Annotated in this window: 16 protein-coding genes; 10 read left to right on the top strand and 6 right to left on the bottom strand. The window is 58.1% G+C overall.

The genetic code is table 11. From position 1 onward, the window contains the following. Nucleotides 1-47 precede the first annotated feature (47 nt). Nucleotides 48-749 carry a 5-methyltetrahydropteroyltriglutamate--homocysteine methyltransferase gene (locus KDX39_RS18125; RefSeq protein WP_231661301.1) on the bottom strand — a complete coding sequence of 234 codons (702 nt, stop codon included), beginning with the start codon at nucleotides 747-749 and terminating at the stop codon, nucleotides 48-50. Between the two features lie 106 nt (nucleotides 750-855). Between KDX39_RS18125 and metR the strand changes: the two genes are divergently transcribed. Then, nucleotides 856-1,773, top strand: a complete 918-nt coding sequence (gene metR, locus KDX39_RS18120) for a transcriptional regulator MetR (protein ID WP_099226126.1) — start codon at nucleotides 856-858, stop codon at nucleotides 1,771-1,773. Between the two features lie 15 nt (nucleotides 1,774-1,788). On the opposite strand, the gene KDX39_RS18115 is transcribed toward metR, so the two are convergent. From KDX39_RS18115 to KDX39_RS18105, 3 genes are all read right to left on the bottom strand, one after another. Beyond that, nucleotides 1,789-2,199, bottom strand: coding sequence for an NUDIX hydrolase (locus tag KDX39_RS18115; protein ID WP_231661300.1), 411 nt, complete (start codon nucleotides 2,197-2,199; stop codon nucleotides 1,789-1,791). After that, the gene (ddlA, locus tag KDX39_RS18110) at nucleotides 2,196-3,287 is read right to left on the bottom strand and encodes a D-alanine--D-alanine ligase (RefSeq protein WP_231661299.1); all 1,092 of its coding nucleotides are present in this window, start codon (nucleotides 3,285-3,287) and stop codon (nucleotides 2,196-2,198) included. Before ddlA ends, KDX39_RS18115 begins: the two co-directional genes overlap by 4 nt. A 151-nt stretch (nucleotides 3,288-3,438) precedes the next feature. Next, the gene (locus KDX39_RS18105) at nucleotides 3,439-3,720 is read right to left on the bottom strand and encodes a type B 50S ribosomal protein L31 (protein ID WP_099226129.1); all 282 of its coding nucleotides are present in this window, start codon (nucleotides 3,718-3,720) and stop codon (nucleotides 3,439-3,441) included. A gap of 208 nt (nucleotides 3,721-3,928) precedes the next feature. Here KDX39_RS18105 and KDX39_RS18100 point away from each other — a divergent pair, with 208 nt between their 5' ends. The 8 genes from KDX39_RS18100 (at nucleotide 3,929) to KDX39_RS18065 (ending at nucleotide 14,205) form a co-directional block, all read left to right on the top strand. After that, entirely contained in the window at nucleotides 3,929-4,294 is a 366-nt protein-coding gene (locus KDX39_RS18100) for a hypothetical protein (protein ID WP_210074588.1), read from the top strand. A 220-nt stretch (nucleotides 4,295-4,514) separates the two neighbouring features. Further along, a complete protein-coding gene (locus tag KDX39_RS18095; RefSeq protein ID WP_231661298.1) occupies nucleotides 4,515-6,131 on the top strand; it encodes an FMN-binding glutamate synthase family protein in 1,617 nt (538 codons plus the stop codon). Nucleotides 6,132-6,283: 152 nt separating this feature from the next. Continuing rightward, on the top strand, nucleotides 6,284-7,414 hold the full coding sequence (locus KDX39_RS18090) for an OpgC domain-containing protein (RefSeq protein WP_231661297.1): 1,131 nt from the start codon (nucleotides 6,284-6,286) through the stop codon (nucleotides 7,412-7,414). 110 nt (nucleotides 7,415-7,524) lie between these two features. Further along, nucleotides 7,525-8,259: a hypothetical protein gene (locus KDX39_RS18085; protein WP_442964555.1), complete on the top strand. Its 735-nt coding sequence runs from the start codon at nucleotides 7,525-7,527 to the stop codon at nucleotides 8,257-8,259. 121 nt (nucleotides 8,260-8,380) lie between these two features. Next, nucleotides 8,381-9,058, top strand: coding sequence for a hypothetical protein (locus KDX39_RS18080; protein ID WP_231661296.1), 678 nt, complete (start codon nucleotides 8,381-8,383; stop codon nucleotides 9,056-9,058). Between the two features lie 579 nt (nucleotides 9,059-9,637). Then, the gene (locus tag KDX39_RS18075) at nucleotides 9,638-12,757 is read left to right on the top strand and encodes a transglycosylase domain-containing protein (protein ID WP_231661295.1); all 3,120 of its coding nucleotides are present in this window, start codon (nucleotides 9,638-9,640) and stop codon (nucleotides 12,755-12,757) included. Nucleotides 12,758-12,835: 78 nt separating this feature from the next. Continuing rightward, on the top strand, nucleotides 12,836-13,426 hold the full coding sequence (locus KDX39_RS18070; RefSeq protein ID WP_231661294.1) for a PadR family transcriptional regulator: 591 nt from the start codon (nucleotides 12,836-12,838) through the stop codon (nucleotides 13,424-13,426). Then, nucleotides 13,423-14,205: a siderophore-interacting protein gene (locus KDX39_RS18065; protein ID WP_231661293.1), complete on the top strand. Its 783-nt coding sequence runs from the start codon at nucleotides 13,423-13,425 to the stop codon at nucleotides 14,203-14,205. The genes KDX39_RS18070 and KDX39_RS18065 overlap by 4 nt, the downstream gene beginning before the upstream one ends. A gap of 57 nt (nucleotides 14,206-14,262) precedes the next feature. Here the strand turns inward: KDX39_RS18065 and KDX39_RS18060 are convergent, their stop codons facing one another. Both KDX39_RS18060 and KDX39_RS18055 read right to left on the bottom strand, forming a co-directional pair. After that, complete coding sequence (locus KDX39_RS18060; RefSeq protein WP_231661292.1) at nucleotides 14,263-14,922, bottom strand: Pr6Pr family membrane protein; 660 nt, start codon at nucleotides 14,920-14,922, stop codon at nucleotides 14,263-14,265. Nucleotides 14,923-14,964: 42 nt separating this feature from the next. Beyond that, nucleotides 14,965-15,192 (bottom strand): VF530 family DNA-binding protein, encoded by a 228-nt coding sequence (locus tag KDX39_RS18055; RefSeq protein ID WP_004881832.1) that lies wholly within the window; start codon nucleotides 15,190-15,192, stop codon nucleotides 14,965-14,967. 313 nt (nucleotides 15,193-15,505) lie between these two features. On the opposite strand from KDX39_RS18055, the gene KDX39_RS18050 reads away from it, so the two are divergent. After that, a complete protein-coding gene (locus KDX39_RS18050) occupies nucleotides 15,506-16,867 on the top strand; it encodes a carbohydrate porin (RefSeq protein WP_231661291.1) in 1,362 nt (453 codons plus the stop codon). Nucleotides 16,868-16,903 lie beyond the last annotated feature (36 nt).

Genomic DNA, 16,903 nt, shown 5'->3' with positions numbered 1-16,903 from the left:
TTGATGAAGGGTGCTCAACGGTCGTTTACGGGCCTGAGCAAACCCGATCAGGCACAGGCCAGCAGCAGGTTATCGCCAAACCGGGCACGCGCTTCCTGAACCAGCTCGACCTGATCGCTGGCACTGCCGAGGGAAAGGACTTTGTAGACCGGCAGGCGATCAAACACCGGCGCCAGTTGCTCAGGTACGCTGACGCTGTCGATGTGCAGGCCGGTAACCGGCAACAAGGCGGCTACGCCAAGGTTGTCCTTGAGGTCGCCACGGTAGGTCGCGACCAGTTTCTTCAGTGGCGAGTATTGAAGGATGTGGTACGCGCGCTCGAACGCATTGCGCCATTCCAGCGGCAGGTCCAGGGTCAGGATCGGCTCATCGATCTGCACCCACTCGACACCTCTGGCAGCCAGTCGACCGAAAATCTCGCCGTAGGCAGGCAACAGTCGTTCCAGCAGGTCGAGCTTGTCCAGGCCCTCTTCTGCCCGAGCGAACCAGAGGTACGTCAGCGGACCGATAACAGAAGTTTTGTGACCCTGCGCTTCGGCTTCCTGAGCATCCTTGAGCAGCAGTTCCCAATCCGGCTGGAAACGCTGGTCCTGAACCAGATGAGGAATCAGCGACGAAAACTGATCGGCCAGCCACTGGTCTGGCGTGTTCAAAGAGGACTCATCGCGCTGCCAGCACGCCTGCAGAGCATGTTGCAATTCACGATCAGCGCCGATGCGCAGCGAGTCAGGGGTGTGTGCCAGAGCCATGAGGCGTCCTCCATAAAAGATGTCGCTATTGTCGACAGCCGAAGCATCATGAGACAAACTCATTTTTTTCGTGTTGATCACAAATACTATTCATGGAGCACTGACCGTGCTTGAGATACGCCACCTCAAAACGCTCCACGCCCTGCGTGAAGCCGACAGCCTTGTAGAAGCGGCCGAACGCCTGCACCTGACTCAGTCAGCACTCTCACACCAGTTCAAGGAACTGGAAGAGCGCATGGGCATGCCGCTGTTCGTGCGCAAGACCAAACCGGTTCGATTCACCAGTGCCGGTCTGCGCCTGCTGCAACTGGCAGATTCGCTGCTGCCCCAGCTTCGCGGTGCCGAACGGGACATCGCACGGCTTGCGGGCGGCACCGCGGGCCGCCTGCACATGGCCATCGAATGCCACAGCTGTTTTCAGTGGCTGATGCCAACCATCGACCAGTTCCGTGATGCCTGGCCAGAGGTGGAGCTGGATCTGTCCTCAGGCTTCTCGTTCGCTCCGCTGCCTGCGCTGGCCCGTGGCGATCTGGATCTGGTCGTGACTTCGGACCCGCTGGAGCTGCCCGGCATCACCTACGTGCCGCTGTTCACCTACGAAGCAATGCTCGCGGTGGCCAATCAGCATGCGCTGGCGAGCAGACCCTACGTGGTTCCTGAAGACCTGTTGACTGAAACGCTGATCACGTATCCGGTTGAACGCGACCGGCTGGATATCTTCACGCGCTTTCTCGAACCAGCCGACATCGAGCCTGCGCAAGTGAGGACGTCGGAACTGACCGTGATGATGATGCAACTGGTCGCCAGCGGACGTGGCGTGTGCGGCATGCCCCACTGGGCGCTGCACGAGTACAGCTCGCGCGGCTATGTCAAGGGCAAGCGGCTTGGCGAGAAGGGATTGTTCGCAACGCTTTACGCCGGTATCCGCGCCGACATGCTGGACGCCCCTTACATGCGCGATTTTCTGCTGACCGCCAAGGACACTTCATTCTCGACGCTGGACGGTGTCAGCGCGGTTCGCTGACACCCTGTCTGCAACTCAGACGACCTGGGCCTGCCGCTGCCTGTAGAGCGGCAGAATGAGGTCGCGGGTCAGCGGAGCCAGGTGCAGCTCCACGTCAGTCTGCGTGCCGACCCAGATCACTTCCTCAATCTCGGCAGCGGGCACTGCCTGCGCGTCGGTCATCACCTCAAACAAATGGCAATGAACCTCAAAGCCGGGTTCATTGGCCGCAGGTGCGGTGAACTCACCGAGGAAAGCGGCCTGTTGCGGGTCAATGACCAACCCCAGCTCTTCTTTCAGTTCCCTGGCCAATGCCACGGCTGCGGCTTCACCTGGTTCTATCTTGCCGCCCGGCTGCATGAACGCCTGGGTGCCGCGTTTGCGCACCAGCAGGGTCTTGCCATCCGCAGCGATCAGCAAGGCTGCCGCAATAGTGATGAGCTTCATGCAAAGATATCCGTCTTCAGCAGTCGCGACTCGTCGGCGCGTTCCAGCGCCAGCGTGATCAGCCGATCGATCAGCCCGGCGTAGGAAAGACCGCTGGCCTGCCACAACTTGGGGTACATGCTGATGGAGGTGAAACCGGGAATGGTGTTGACCTCGTTGATGATGATGTCGCGCGCCTCCGTGACGAAGAAATCGACCCGAGACAGCCCTGCACAGCCAAGCACCTTGTAGGCGGTCAGCGCGACATTGCGCACCTCATCGCTAAGATCCGTAGCCAGCTCTGCCGGAATCGCAATGCGTGCCTGATCGCCGTTGAGGTATTTGGTGTCGTAGGCGTAGAACTCATCATTGGCGACCACCTCACCGCACACGCTGACCTGCGGATCGCGGTTACCCAGCACAGCGCATTCCACTTCACGACCCACAATGCCCTGCTCGATCAACAGTTTGTGGTCGAACTGGAAACCCAGCGCCAAAGCAGCCTCGAAACCGGCTTCGTCCATGACCTTGCTGACGCCCACCGAAGAACCCTGGCTGGCCGGTTTGACGAACATCGGCAAACCCAGCTGACTGGCCACTTCGGTAAAGTGGACGGTCTGGCCGCGGGTCAGCACGACGAACGGCGCGACAGTGATCCCGGCATCACGCAACAGACGCTTGGTCACGTCCTTGTCCATGCAGGCGGCCGAGCCGAGCACGTCAGGGCCTACAAACGGAATCGCCAGCAGGCGCAGCAGGCCTTGCAGCGAGCCGTCTTCGCCAAAGGCACCATGAATCAGCGGAAACACCACCTCGATACGCGCCAGTTGCTTACCGGATTCAACCTCGACGAACTGACCGTCAGCGCTGCCCGGCAACAATGCCAGACGCTTGCCCGCAGTGCTCAGGCTGATTCTCGCCGGGTCGTCCGGATTGAGCAGGTAATCGCCTTCGTCGAACCACAACCAGTTGCCCAGTTTGTCGATGCCGATCAGGGTCAGCTCATAGCTTCCACGATCAATCGCATTGATCACATTGCGCGCGGACTGCAACGAAACTTCGTGTTCGCTGGATTGCCCACCGAAAATGATGGCCACTGACTTTTTCAAAGCGGGTACTCCTGTTTTTCAGGCCGCGAAGATAAAAGCAATTCCCGCCAATAGTCCAGAGGAGGAGTGGTCGCAACCCTCAATCCCGGCAAAAAAATCCCGGTCATGGGCAATCCTGTACGGATGGCCCCTGACCGGGACGGGTGATGGATCATTGACCTGTAGAAGCGTCTTTTCTGGTGCCGGAACCAAAGGTGGCGAAACGCTTGTTGAAACCTGCGATCCGGCCTTCGCTGGTGGTCTTGCGTTGCTGGCCGGTGTACATCGGGTGCGATGCGCTGGACACGTCGAGCGCCACGTAGGGGTAAGTATTGCCGTCGGTGTGCTGGTGGGTGCGCTCTGTATCCACTGTCGAACCGATCAGAAAGTAGACGTCGGCTGCGGTGTCATGGAACAGCACAGTGCGGTATGCGGGATGGATATCGGGTTTCATGGATGCCTCCGGTCAAGCATGTGATTTAAGCGTTATACAGTAACATAACGGAATTTCCGGATGATAATGATTCCTGTCGATTCGCTCCATCGGCGGGCTTGATCGGGCTGGCGCTTGACGCTAAGGTTCTGCGCGCATCTGCAACATCGGTGGCATCGGATGGCCCCTCAAGCGCCGATGGGACAATAAAAAAGCCAGTAGGATTTTCATGCCTGACACCCCCCACTACGACCTGCCCTCACATGCTTATGAACGCTTGATCGAGGCCCGTGATTCACTGCGATTGCTCGATGGCTATGTCAACAAGACTGATGTCATGTGCAACCCTTCGATGCTGCTGGGTTATGTCTCGATGCTGCAGAACGCCTTGCAGGACGTGATCAAGGCCAGCACCCCCACAGCACCTCGCGACAGCTTCATGCACAAGGCAGACGAACCCGGTTTCGTCGCGCTCAACCCCAAAGAGCAGGCCCTCATCCAGCATCTACGCTGGACCAGCCTGGAAGGTCGTGAAGAAGTGTATGCAGCCACCGAACGCCTGCGACATCTCAAACCCCGGCTGCTGGAAAGCTGAACGAACGCTGCGACACAGGCAAAAGCAATCACCCGCGCTTCATTTACTGCTCACACCCATAGCGGCAACCCGCTACATTTCAGTGGTGCTCCCTGCCGACTCGTTCTGCGAGCAAGCCGGGACGTAAACTCTCCGGCAGCCCCGCAGTCCTGCAAGCCGTAACCGCAGGCAAAGACGGGGCGCCCAGCGCAGAAAATCGTCATTAGTCCAAGGATGTCGTATGAGCCTCTCGCTACTCAGTCGTTATGCCGTTTTCGTCGGATGCGTACTTTTCACGCTGTTCAGCCTGCCGTTCTGGCACCACGAGTGGCTGTGGCCATTCACGCTGCTGACCGCAATGCTGAGCGTCGTGGGCATCATCGACCTGCTGCAGTCGCCGCACTCGGTTCGTCGCAACTACCCGATCCTGGGCAACATTCGCTACGCCGTCGAAGCGATACGCCCCGAAATCCGCCAGTACCTGCTCGAGTCCGACAGCGACGCCCTGCCCTTCTCGCGGGCCCAGCGCTCGCTGGTGTATTCGCGTGCCAAAAACGAATCGGCCGACAAGCCTTTCGGCACGCTGATCGATGTCTATCAAACCGGTTTCGAATTCATCGGCCATTCCATGCGCCCAGCCCCGTTGAGCGACCCCAACAGCTTTCGTGTATTGATCGGCGGCCCGCAGTGTTCGCAGCCCTATTCGGCATCGATCTTCAACATCTCGGCCATGAGCTTCGGCTCGCTCAGCGCCAACGCCATCCGAGCACTCAACAAAGGCGCCAAACAGGGCAACTTCGCCCACGACACCGGTGAAGGCAGCATCAGCCCTTATCACCGCGAACATGGCGGCGACCTGACCTGGGAGCTGGGCAGCGGCTATTTCGGTTGTCGCACAGCGGATGGCCGCTTCGATCCAGAGAAGTTCGCGGCGCAGGCCACCAATCCGCAGGTGCGCATGATCGAGATCAAGATGAGCCAGGGAGCAAAACCCGGTCATGGCGGCATCCTGCCCAAGCACAAGGTGACTCAGGAGATCGCCGATACCCGTGGTATCCCGATGGGCGAGGATTGCATTTCGCCGTCCCGGCACAGCGCGTTCTCCACGCCTTTCGAGCTGATGCAGTTCATCGCACAGTTGCGTGAGTTGTCGGGCGGCAAACCGGTTGGTTTCAAGTTCTGTCTGGGCCATCCGTGGGAATTCATGGGCATCGCCAAGGCCATGCTCGACACCGGAATCTACCCGGACTTCATCGTCGTCGACGGTACCGAGGGCGGAACCGGTGCCGCGCCGGTCGAATTCACCGATCACATGGGCACACCGATGCGTGAAGCACTGTTGTTCGTGCATAACACGCTGGTTGGCCTGAATCTGCGCGAGCAGATTCGCCTGGGTGCCAGCGGCAAGATCGTCAGTGCTTTCGATATTGCCAGTGTGCTGGCGATTGGCGCTGACTGGGCGAACTCCGCACGCGGCTTCATGTTCGCCATCGGTTGCATCCAGTCACAAAGTTGCCACACCAACAAATGCCCGACCGGAGTTGCGACTCAGGACGCGCTGCGTCAGCGCGCGTTGGTGGTGCCGGACAAGGCCGAGCGGGTGTACAACTTCCATCGCAACACCCTCAAGGGTCTGGCCGAAATGCTTGCGGCAGCAGGCCTGGACCACCCCTCGCAACTGGAAGCCAAACACCTGGTACGACGCATGTCAGCCACGGAAATCAAACTGTTTTCGCAAACCCACGTCTTCCTGCAACCCGGGCAATTGCTCAACGGCGTGCAAGACGACAGCTTCTATTCACGGATGTGGCGCATGGCCCGCGCCGACAGCTTCGAGCCAGCCGATGAAGTGGCGTGAGGCTCGGTCTGGAGACATTCTGTAATAGCCTGATTTTGCAATTGTCATGATTTAACGCCACCCTGCCGCGCCGCCGAGACAGACAGACTGGCGGCGCGGAACCTCAGCCCTGTATGGCCCATCTTATTAGCAACTTTCAAGAGTCCACCGTTATGACTAACGGACGCGATCATCGAATCGACTTTTTTCGAGGCCTGGCGCTGATCTTCATCTTCTGGGATCACGTGCCGGACAACCCTCTGGCCCAACTGACCGTGCGCAACTTCGGCTTCAGCGACGCGGCCGAAATCTTTGTGTTTCTGGCGGGCTACGCGGCCATCCTGGCCTACGGGCGCATTGCCCGACGCGAAGGCCTGCTGGTTGCAGGCGTGCGAATCCTGCGGCGCACCTGGGTGCTTTACGTCGTGCACATCTTTCTGCTGACCCTGCTGATGGGCATCGTTTTCGTCGCCAACAACCACGTCGAAACCCGCGACATGGTGCAGCAGATGGGCCTCGAATATTTTGTCGGCAATCCACAACAGGCATTGGCCGATGAACTCCTGCTGCGCTTCAAACCCAACCTGACCGATCCGTTGCCGCTCTACATCGTACTGCTGCTTGCCTTGCCACTGATCCTGCCTTTGATGCTGCGCAAGCTGGAACTGGCAGTAGGGCTGTCCATTGCGCTGTACATGATGGTGCCGCTGTTTGGCTGGAACCTGCGCGCCTACGAAGGCGGTGGCGTCTGGTACTTCAACCCGGTCGCCTGGCAGTTGCTGTTCGTGCTCGGTGGCGCCTGTGCGCTGCGGGCTGAAACGCACGTCGCCAAGGAACGTCGCCCGCTGCATCGGCAACCGCTATTCATCGTATCTGCCGTTTATGTGCTGATCGCAGGCGCACTGACGTTCAGCGAAAAATGGCCGGGCCTGCACACAGCACTGGTGTCGACGCTGCAACTGGAAACCGTCTACCCCATCAGCAAGACTGACCTGGCACCGGTTCGCCTGCTGCACTTCCTGGCGCTGGTCTATGTGGTTGCCCGCGTGCTGCCCGCCACCAGTACCTGGCTTGAAAACTGGCCCGCCCGCCAGACCTGCCGCATGGGCCGCTACTCACTGGAAGTCTTTTGTCTGGGCGTACTGTTGGCACCACTGGCCGACATGGCCAACGCACTGGCGGGTGACACCTGGCCGATGCAAGTGGTCACCGCAATGATCGGATTGGGGTTAATGATGCTCATGGCTAACGGACTCGAGCTGAACAAACGCTTCGACAAAGCGCCCCGCCTGTTACCCACCTGAGAACAGCATCACACTCGACAACCCTCTCGGAAGTTTCCTACTGCTTTATCAGGCCAAGTTTTTCTGGACATGGCCGTTATCCGGTATGAACTCAACGGGAGGGTAATGCCTTGAACATCAACACCGTGACAAACCATGTAAGTACGCTAACGTCTGAAAGACCGTTACAGAACAGAACGGTCGACGATATCAGTGGGGATATCGTCCCCCTCTCTGTTTCCCCAAAACATCTGATGCTGCCGCCCAAGGCTGCACGTGACCCGAATGAAGAGTTTTACCATTACGAAAAAACGCCTTGGCTGACTAAAAAAGCCCAAGGCACTATGGAAAATTACCTGACGCCTATTTCCGATCAATTTTTCGAACAGGATCGACAAGAATTTCTGAAAGAAGAAATCGATAAGTTTCAAACATCCGTCTGCAGAATGTTCGACGACTTTCATGACTTCAAGCAGCAGCTTTCCTATTTGAACCCGGAGCTTGCCAAAAAACACTATGGTTTCACGCTTGGCTTCGATGAGCACATCAAGGTGACCGACCCGGACGGTGTATTGACGCCCGCCGAGCACACCTACCTCACCGAGGAGCTCAACAAGCGCCAGCCACTCAAGGATGCGCTGGTTACCAATGCCAAAAGCATCATGACGCTGCTGGACCATTACCCGGAAAAATTCGGTACAGAGCACACACTCAATCTGGAGAGCTTCAGCAAGGTCATCGATTACGGCCAGGTACTCAGCCGCAACACCATCGGTAACTTTATGGACACCATCATTTACCAGATCGAACGCAATGTCCCGAAACGCGAGGTCGTGGAGGGCGCACGGGTGGATGTTCACGTTTGATTCGAGAAAGACTTCACAACAAAACATCGTTTCGGAAATGCCCTACGGGGTTATCAGGCCAAGCTTTTACCCTGACGGCCGTTATCACAGGAAGCGTCATCCATTCAGCAAGGAGCGAGACATGAATATCAACAGTGCTATTCCATATTACATACCGTCTCAAACACCGCGACAGACGCTTGCGCCTCTGCCGACCAACCTCCCCTCCGATGCCTTAACGGATCAGGAAAAGAAAGAAGCTTTTGCGAAAGAGTTTTACACGAGGGAGGAAGAGCCTTGGAAGGGAAAGTTTTTCAGGTATAGCGATAACACTGTAAAGAACGAAATACGCGAGATGACGAAAGAGGATTATCTGATTTTTACCGAACATAAAACCAACATTGCGCTCAGCGATCAGGAAAGTTTTCTTTATTACTTTAAAAAGCAGATTCTGGAAATGCGACCTGACTTGGCAGAGAAGAACTTCAGCTTTACCCTTGACGACGACGCGGAGATCAAAATACTGGATTCTGGAAAAAGCCTGAGCGATGACGACTTTAACTGGTTGACCAGCGCCATCAATTCCGACGTCGACTTCAAAAATTCGGTAAGACAAGGTGCGAAGCTTATAATGAGCCTAGTTGACCACGACCCCAAAAACTTTTCAGGAAAAACCAACCTGAGCCTTTTGAACTTTCAGCACATTATTGATCTTGGCAAAGCACTCACAGACCCGCACAGCATGATTGAAGGGTGGATGAAGCAAGTAAAGGAACATGACGAGAAGAATGGAAACTCCCTGATCAACACCTACGCTTAGGTATCTCAAAAAAGGGCGCTCCGCAGGCAAGCGCAGGCGCCCTATCCTAGAAGTTAAGGCCTTGTATGCAAATTGGTTAGCCAGCGCTTGCACAAATGCCCTAGCTTAAATTCGTGGGCTCTGTCTTCCAACTGCCCTGTCAAAATATTGTCAACCTTATAGTGTCCCCTCTCGTAACGCGTACTCCACGTGAGCCTTGTCTTGTCGACATTTTCATAGATACTGTCTGCGAGCCATCCACCTTCGCAGCGTTTTTATTGTTATTCATCATCAACCTCAACTTAAATCCATTAATTCATGCCGGGCATCATTGCCACTGACGGCCTGGACGTAATCAGTTGAGTCGCCGAAGATCAACACCTAAAACAACTTTACGGAAACGTCCTACACATTAATAACTAGCAAATTTTAACTATATAACGCACATCAACCAGCTCTGGTTTACATCGACCGGGATTTGGCTGACCGCCTCTCAACGCCTGCGAAGCTTTCTAAATTCCTCCCGACAATTTTTCCTGCAATCCCGCCCAGCGTCTAAGCTTGTCTCAGGTGCGTTAACAGGGTGACGGGCCATCGACTATGGGCGTATTAAGGCATTCCGATAGCAGGCAAGATGTGATTTCCGCTGACCGTCAGGATGACCCACGCGCGCCGAAGGATCCCCCTCGTAAACGTTACGGATGGCGGGTGTTCTGGGTGGTCGTGGCATTGGGAGGTGTAGCGCTCGGCGCAGCGGTGGCGGTCGAAAGCCGCAGTTCCAGGCTTCAGGCCCGGGAGTTCAGCCGTTTTGCCGCCAGCCTCAGTTACTCGGTGCAGCCTGGACCGAGCACGGATGTCGTGTACCCGGGTGACGGGCCTTTCGACAAACGTCTGGGGTATTCCTCGCTGGATGAATTTCTGCCGCGTCTGCTGAAGCGCGATTACGTGATCACCCGACAGGCGCGCTTTTCCCCCGAGCTGATGCGTTACAGCCAGCGCGGTTTCTTCGTGCCCTATCAGGAAAAGATTCAGGCGGGGCTGTCGATCACCGACTGCCGGGGCGCGCCGCTGTATGAGTTCCGCTATCCACAGCAGTTTTATCCAGCCTTTGCCGACATTCCGCCGGTCGTCGTTCACAGCCTGCTGTTCATCGAGAACCGCGACCTGCTCGACCCGCAGCAGCCGCTGGCCAACCCGGCAGTAGACTGGCCACGCTTCGCCAAGGCGGCGTGGTCGCAGATCGCGAGAATGCTGTCGCTGCCCGGCCAGTCGGCAGGCGGCAGTACGCTGGCCACGCAGTTGGAAAAGTACCGTCACTCGCCGGACGGGCTGACGCAGTCGGGCTCGGAGAAGATTCGGCAGATGATCTCCGCCAGCGTCCGGGCCTATCAGCCAGGCGCGCAAACACTGGAAGCGCGCCAGCATGTAGTCCGGGATTACCTCAATAGCGTGCCGTTGTCAGCCGTACCCGGTCATGGCGAGGTACACGGCCTGGCGGAGGGGCTGCGGGTCTGGTTCGGTGCGGACTTTGCCAGAACCAACGAAATACTCGCGTCCAGTCCTGCCGACAGGAAAGGCCTGAACGAGAAAGCGCTGGCCCTGCGTGAGGTGCTGTCGCTGGTGATTGCCCAGCGTCGACCTTCCCATTACCTGGCCAAGGGAAGGCTGGAACTGGCAGAGCTTACCGACAGCCATATCCGCTTGCTGGCGCAGGCCAATGTCATCGATCAGCCCCTCGCCGATGCCGCACTGGCGACGACGGTCACCTACCGCGACTGGGTGCAGCAGCCGACGATTCAGCCTATCGAAACCAATAAGGGCATCAGCGTTGCGCGTACCCGTCTGTCGAACCTGCTGAATCGACCGCTCTATGATCTGGACCGTCTAGACCTGTCGGCCACCAGCACCCTGCACGGGCAGTTGCAGACTCAGGTCAGCCAGTACCTGCGTGATCTGGCCGACCCGGAGTTCGCCCGCAGCATGGGGCTGATGGGCGAACGGCTGTTGTCCCCGGCCAGCACTGCGCAGGTGCGTTATAGCTTTACGCTTTTCGAACGCGGCGCGGATGGCTCAAGGGTCAGGGTGCAGACCGACAGCACCGACCAGCCCTTCGACATCAACGAGGGCAGCAAGCTGGAACTGGGCTCGACCGCCAAGATGCGCGTGCTGACGACCTACCTGGAAATCATCGCCGAACTGCACGGGCGTTACGCCGACATGAGCGTTGCGCAATTGCGAAAAGTACCGATTGAAGAACCGGACCGCCTGACCCGCTGGTCGGTGGATTATCTGCTGCAGAACAAGGATCACGGTTTGTCGAAGATGCTCGCGGCGGCGCTGGATCGTACCTACTCGGCCAGTCCTGGAGAAGCGTTCTTCACTGGCGGCGGCATGCATCGTTTCAACAACTTCAGACACGAAGACGACGGACGCATCCCGACCTTGCGCGAATCGCTGCGCGAGTCGATCAACCTGCCGTTCATTCGTCTGATGCGCGATGTGGTGCGCTACAGCACCTATCAGGCACCCAGCAACAGCGCGGCGTTGCTCAAGGACGACGACAACCCGCGTCGTCAGGAATACCTGAGCCAGTTCGCCGACCGCGAAGGCACCGTGTTCCTGCTGCGTTTCTGGAAACGCTACAAGGACAAGACCACTCAGGAACGCCTGGACACTTTTCTGGATGGCATCCACCCCACTGCCATTCGCCTGGCTGCCGTGCATCGTTACCTGTTGCCGGGTGCCGACCGCACGACCTTCAATGCCTTCGTTCGTGCGCACCTGGAAGACCCGAGAGCGACGTCGAAACTGACTGAAAAGCGTCTGGCAGATCTGTATGACAGTTACGCCCCCGGCGCGTATGACCTGCCCGATCAAGGCTACATCGCGCGGGTGCATCCGCTGGACCTGTGGCTGGTGGGCTATCTGCTCAAGCATCCCGACGCGCAGTTCAAGGACGCCGTGGCCGCCAGCCGTTTCGAGCGCCAGGAAGTCTATGGCTGGTTGTTCAAAAGTCGGCACAAAGGTGCGCGCGACAGCCGCATCCGCACGATGATGGAGGTCGAAGCGTTTCTGGACATCGAGCAGCGCTGGCAGCGCGTGGGTTATCCGTTCGATCATCTGGTGCCTTCGCTGGCAACCGCCATCGGCAGCTCCGGGGATCGTCCGGCCGCGCTGGCAGAGTTGATCGGCATCATCCAGAACGATGGCATCCGTCTGCCCGCAGTACGCATCGACGGCCTGCATTTTGCTGCCGACACGCCCTACGAAACCGAACTGACCGTCAATCCTGAACTGGGTGAGCGAGTGCTGCCGTCCGAAGTGGCCGCAGCCATGCGCGAGGCGTTGTCGCAAGTGGTGGACGGCGGTACGGCAAAACGCGTGCAGGGCACTTTCAAAATGCAGGATGGCAGCGTGCTGGCGATGGGCGGCAAGACCGGCACCGGCGATAACCGTATCGAGAGCATCGGCGCAGGCGGACGCATCCTCAGTTCGCGGGCCGTCAACCGTACGGCGACATTCGTGTTTTACATCGGCGACAACCATTTCGGCACGCTGACGGCTTTCGTTCCAGGCCGTGCCGCCGAAGGCTTTCGCTTCACCTCGGCACTGCCGGTGCAGGTGCTCAAGGGCATGGCGCCAATATTGACTCCCTACCTGGAAGACCACGGCAAGGCGATGTGCAACTCGCCGTCTACCGCCCAAAACACCAGGACGTGACCTCATTACCGTTCGTCATCATCTCTTGCAGTGCGATTTAGATATATCTTAAGGTATATCTAACGAATACAGAGAGAGATGAAGACTATGCGTGATGACGCTCATCACCCCCACCCCCGTCCCCACCATGTGCGTGAAGACCGCGACGGTTTTGAGAAACGTCCCGGCCGTGAACGCGGTGGACGTGGCCCGCGTGTATTTGCTCCGGGCGATCTGAAATTACTGCTGCTGGCGCTGATCGCCGAGCAGCCTTCCCACGGCTATGACCTGATCCGCAAGATTGAAAGCCTGTTCGATGGCGCCTACTGTCCGAGCCCTGGCGTGATCTACCCGACCCTGACGTTTCTGGAAGAAAGCGAGTTGATCCTCGGCGACGCCCAGGCCGGCAAGAAGCTTTATACCGTGACCGATCCCGGCCGCGCGTCCCTGCTGGAACAGGCCGTTGCACTGGACGGTGTACGCACCCGTATCGAGGTCAGTAAGCGTTCGCTGCGCGGGCATGACCGACCGCCGGAAATCCACGAAGCAGTTCATAACCTGCGCCACGCGATGCACATGCACGATGGTCGCTGGAGCCCGGAGGAAATCATTCGGGTCCGCGACCTGTTGAACAACACCGCCAAGGCCATCGTCGATGGGCCGCAATCAGCCTCGGAGCCGTCTCAATGATTTCCGAACAAACGACTCAGGAACAATCGATCCACCGCGTCATGCATGAAATCAAACGTCGCAAGCTCACCGTGCTGCGCGTGACCCAACTGACGCCGCTGATGCGGCGCATTACCCTGCATGGCCCCGAGCTGAGCGGCTTCATCAGCCTGGGCACCGACGACCACGTCAAACTGTTCTTCCCGCGCACGCCTCAGGAACAAGAGGCCCTGGAAACCCTGACGCCTGCCAGCGACAAGGACGCACCACGTCCACCCATGCGCGACTACACACCGCGTCGCTACGACGAAGCCACCGGCGAGCTGGATATCGATTTCGTGCTGCATGGCGAAGGCCCGGCCGCTACCTGGGCAGCCCAGGCTGAACCGGGCCAGTGCTTGCACATTGCCGGTCCAAAAGGTTCGATGGTGGTACCGGACATGTTCGACAGTTACTTGCTGATTGGCGATGAAACCGCCATTCCGGCCATCGCCCGTCGTCTGGAATCCCTGCCTGCCAACCGTGCTGCGCTGGTGGTGGTCGAGGTGGCCAACGAGCAGGAACAGCAGGTATTTCAGAGCGCGGCACAGGTCGATGTGATTTGGATCGTACGAGGCGAGCAGAGCCTGATCGATGTCACCCGTCGTCTGGAAATGCCCGAGGGCAAGCTCTACGCCTGGGTGGCGACAGAGTCCGGCCTGTCTCGCAAACTGCGCCGGGTATTGCTGGAAGAATTCGGGCTCGACGAAGCGTTCGTCAAGGCCGCCGGCTACTGGAAGCTGGACGGCGAAGAGGCTTGAATCTCGAGGGTCTGGCGCGCTCGGCTGCGCCAGACCACGCCGCGGCGGCGTGCATCCTCACTTCTGGCGACGCGACGCCCAGCGATCCACCCCCACCAGCATCAGTGCGATCACCACGAACCCCAGCAACACACCCAGCGCGTTGATGAAGGCTTGGGTGAAGCCAATCGTGCCGATATCGATGAACGGGTACATGTAGTCGCCGACCACGTCGCCGCGCAGCAGGATGTAGGCGAAGTACACGATCGGGTACAGCGCCCACAAAAACACATGCTTAAAGCGCAACAGCCCCTTGGGCACACACCGCCACCAGTAAGCCAGAAACGTCAGCGGCATCACGTCATGCAGTAATTCGTCGGCGACAAATTGCCAGCCTTGCGGGTGCCATAGATGGCGCAACAGGACGTTGTAGGCAATACCGACCACGGCGATGCTCACCGCGATGCCGCTGCACACCACCGGATCGCGAAAGAACCGATGCCCTGCCGACTGCCGCCCACTGAGCGCGCAACTCAGCGCGACCGCCACCAGCGTATTGGTGAGCACGGTAAAGAAACTGAAGAACCGGACCAGTCCTCCCAACAGGCTGGCCTGATCCATCCAGCGGCCAATCAGAATCAGATACAGCTGAATCGCAAGCCCCGCCCAACCCAGACAGGCAGCCAGCAAGAGGATGTAACGCTGCCGTTGGGAACGAGGCAGGTGGTGACTGTGCATCGGTGTGCTTCCTTGGATATCAGCCTCCCTGCCATGCGTTGATTACCAGCCTTTGCTGCGGTGCAGCTTCTTGTACAGACCTTCCACTTTCTCCCGAGCCCACGGCGTCTTGCGCAGAAACGTCAGGCTGGACTTGATGCTCGGGTCGCTCTTGAAGCAGCGAATGTCGATGCGTTCGGCCAGGCCTGACCACTCGTAGTGCTCGACCAGAGCGGTGAGAATCTGCTCCAGCGTGACGCCGTGCAGCGGGTCGGTATTGGGTGTTGTCATGTCGAACCTTGAAACCCGTGAGTGGGTGTAATACAGGAAGGTGCGCACCTTAGCCGAGCCATCGGACATCGGAAAGGGTCAGGTGTGCATCAGTGCCTGCATCACAGGTTAAAAATAGACCTTTAAAGCACTGTTACCAAATCTGCAATGATCCATGTCAAGGAAAGCCCTTTTCGTAAACTAGTTAGCGTCCTATCATTATCGCCTTCATAGCTGAGCCGATTCTCTGCATCCGGAGTTTCACCGATGGCCGCCAAGACGGTCACGGGGAGCCTCGTCGTTCCTGAAAAAATCAAAAAGAATGCCCTTTTTCATGCCCAAATCATCAAAGCGTTACCGCTTCGCTACGGTTCACCGAGCTGTCAGTCTGTGCGGCCTGACACTGCTCGGCCTGGCGGGCACAGCCAATGCCGCGCCCGCTCTGTCACCCGATTCATCCTGGATGCTGGGTGACTGGAGCGGCAAGCGCACCGACCTTTCCACGCAAGGTATCGATTTCAAACTCGATTACACCAGCGAGACCGGTGCCAATCTGCACGGCGGCTACAACCACGAAAAAGCCACCCGCTACAGCGACCAGATCGCCGTCGGCGCCCATCTGAACCTGCAGAAAATCCTCGGGTGGCATGACGCCGAGTTTCAGCTGACCCTGAACAACCGTAACGGCGATAACATCAGCAACGACCGGATCGGCGATCCACGCACTGGAACCATATCTTCATCGCAGGAAGTCTGGGGACGCGGCAGTGTCACCCGGCTGACTCAGATGTGGTATCAGCAGAAGTTCTTTGACCAGGCCTTGAGCGTCAAGCTCGGCCGTTTCAACGAAGGTGAGGACTTCAACAGCATACCCTGCGACTTTCAGAACCTGTCGCTGTGCGGCTCGCAGGTCGGCAACTACGTCAACACTTGGTACAACTGGCCGATCAGCCAGTGGGCGATGCGCATCAAGTATCAGCTCACGCCTGACGTCTTCGTGCAGGTCGGCGCCTTCGAGCAAAACCCGTCCAACCTGGAAAACGACAACGCCTTCAAACTCAGCGGCAGTGGCACCGAAGGTGCGGTCTTGCCGGTGGAGCTGGTCTGGTCGCCCAGCGTCGACGGCCTGCCGGGTGAATACCGCGCCGGTTATTACTACAGCACCGCCGATAGCGAAGACGTCTACAAGAATACCGACGGCCAGCCCGCGGCCCTCACCGGGACGGCGTATCGTGGTGCTTCGAGCAAACATGGCGTGTGGCTGAATCTGCGCCAGCAGGTCACCCGGCACGATGGCGATGCCAGCCGCGGCCTGAGTCTGTTCGCCAATGGCACGCTGCACGACAAGAAAACCAACATGGTGGATCACTATGTTTCGGTCGGCATGGTCTACAAAGGCCCGTTCGATGCCCGCACTCAGGACGATATAGGTCTTGGTCTGTCGCGTATTCACGTCAATCCGGCGTACCGGAAAAACGCTGATGCACGAAATCAGGCAGCGGCGGTCTACGACTACAACGATCCATCCTTCATGCCTTTGCAAGATACGGAATACAACGCCGAGCTGTATTACGGCGTGCATGTGGCCGACTGGTTGACCGTGCGCCCCAACCTGCAATACGTGCGTCATCCGGGCGGGCTGGACGAGGTCGACGATGCGCTGGTGGCCGGATTGAAAGTGCAACTCTCGCTCTGACCAGCGGTTGAATTCAACCGCTGGTAAATCGTCTCA

It is taken from the genome of Pseudomonas sp. CDFA 610 (assembly GCF_021147865.1).
GTDB classification, from domain to species: domain Bacteria; phylum Pseudomonadota; class Gammaproteobacteria; order Pseudomonadales; family Pseudomonadaceae; genus Aquipseudomonas; species Aquipseudomonas alliivorans.
Note: the sequence above shows the minus strand (reverse complement) of the source record. Positions and strands in the feature narration are given on the sequence as shown.